Origin of the sequence: Caballeronia sp., from assembly GCF_049581465.1 — a bacterium.
Classification (GTDB): domain Bacteria; phylum Pseudomonadota; class Gammaproteobacteria; order Burkholderiales; family Burkholderiaceae; genus Caballeronia.
The window spans coordinates 1-1,875 of record NZ_JBAUSA010001075.1; the positions used below are offsets into that span (position 1 = coordinate 1).

The 1,875-nt window shown below is 53.0% G+C and carries 2 protein-coding genes; both read left to right on the forward strand.

Features of this window, described 5'->3' with window-relative positions; translation table 11 throughout:
* The first annotated feature begins 315 nt into the window (after positions 1–315).
* Entirely contained in the window at positions 316–1,347 is a 1,032-nt protein-coding gene (locus WCA53_RS26295) for a 3-keto-5-aminohexanoate cleavage protein (RefSeq protein ID WP_423917424.1), read from the forward strand.
* A gap of 184 nt (positions 1,348–1,531) precedes the next feature.
* Positions 1,532–1,875, forward strand: a 344-nt coding sequence (locus WCA53_RS26300) for a 3-keto-5-aminohexanoate cleavage protein (RefSeq protein ID WP_423917429.1), incomplete at its 3' end; no start/stop codon positions are given.

The following is a 1,875-nucleotide window of genomic DNA, read 5'->3' on the forward strand; positions in this document are numbered from 1 at the left end:
ACACTGAGCGGTGAATTCCGGCATCCCGCAGTTGCCGATAGGGTTCCAAGCCGACTGACCGAGCCGTTTCGACGTAATTGGTCAGCACAGCACTGCGTATTAAATAGGACATATCGCTTTCTCCCACTGTCGCAGAATGTAAAGTGAATGTCGTCAAATGTCAAGTTGCCGTTTGCCAATGGCCGATACTCATGTCCACTGACGCACGACGCATCCAGGCCCGCCTTCGCAAGATGCGAGCGTGCGTCCTGCAATCATTGGCCAACCGTTCTAAACACAGCGCACTGTTCAACCACCAATCAGGAAGGAAATATCATGAATTTACTTGACGGGCATCTCCTGCCAGAAAATCAGCAAAAGCTGGTCATCACCGTAGCTCCTTATGGTCCTCAGTGGCTGCTCAGCGATTTCCCGGAAGACATTCCGCTGACCATGCAAGAACAGATCGACAAGGCTGCGCAATGCTATGAAGCCGGCGCCACCGTGCTGCACCTGCATGTGCGTGAACTCGACGGCAAGGGCTCCAAGCGCCTGTCCAAGTTCAATGAGCTGATCGCCGGCGTACGCAAGGCCGTGCCCGACATGGTCATCCAGGTCGGCGGCTCCATCTCCTTTGCTCCGGAAAATGAAGGCGAGGCCGCCAAATGGCTGAGCGATGACACCCGTCACATGCTGGCTGAACTTGACCCCAAGCCAGATCAAGTGACAGTTGCCGTCAATTCCAACCAATTCAACATTGTTGAAATCATGTCCGAGGCGGACATCGCAGGCACCTCGTTCGAACAGCCCGCCATTTATCATGCCTACCGCGAAATGACCTTTCCTGCGGGGCCGGAATGGGTGGAAGAGCATATCAAGCGGCTCTCGGCCAACGGTATTGGTATCCAATTCCAGATTGGCAATATGGCTTCCTTTATGACCGTTGAGCGCATGATGCGCCGCGGCGTTTGCAATGTTCCGCTAAACCTGACCTGGATTCCGATTGGCGGCGGCGCGGACACGCCGGATCTCTATCACATGGCCCAGTTCGTTCGTGCCGTTCCGGATGGCGCCCTGCTGACGTTCGAAAGCCTGATGCGCAACACTTTGCCGATTAACATGATGGCGATCGCCCAAGGTTTACATGTGCGTTGCGGCAATGAGGACAATCTGTGGGCGCAAGACGGTAAGACCAAATTCGGTTCGGTCGAACAAATTAAACAATTAGTTCGGATCTCGAAAGAATTCGGTCGACCGATCGCCAACGGCAAGGAAGCTAAAGAGCTCTTGAAGATCGGCACGTTTTACAAGAACGCCGATGAGACCCTGGCAGAAAATGGATTTGCACCGAACCGCAAAGCGGCCTAAAGCCGAGATGTACTGTTGACCTGATAAATTGGTTCAAGCAGACGAGATTTCTATCGAGACCTCGTCTGTTCATTCGTTTGCACACTGACAATTTGCGGACTGAATTATCAGGCCTCAGGCGTTCAAGCCGAGGATGATTCGCGGCTTATTGCTTCGTCAGTTTTCTTCAAGTGAGACGTCAATCATGTTCAAGCAAAGCAAAGTTATTATTAGTTGTGCCGTAACAGGGGGTATTCATACGCCCTCAATGTCCCCGCATCTACCTGTGACGCCTGAAGAAATCGCCGAAGCGTCGATCGCGGCAGCAGAAGCTGGCGCGGCCATTATTCATTTGCATGCACGAGATCCAAAAACTGGCAAGCCGGATCAGACACCTGAGGCGTTTGGTAAGTTTTTGCCGCAAATCAAGAAGCATTCCGATGCGGTGCTCAACCTGACCACGGGTGGCTCGCCCTACATGACTGTGCAGGAGCGGATGCTGCCTGCCAAGGTATTCAAGCCTGAAGTAGCCTCGATGAATCTTGGAAC

What these genes read in the sequence shown, in the direction of transcription:
- WCA53_RS26295 (WP_423917424.1), top strand. Translation starts at nt 316, where the DNA reads ATGAATTTACTTGACGGGCATCTCCTGCCAGAAAATCAGCAAAAGCTG.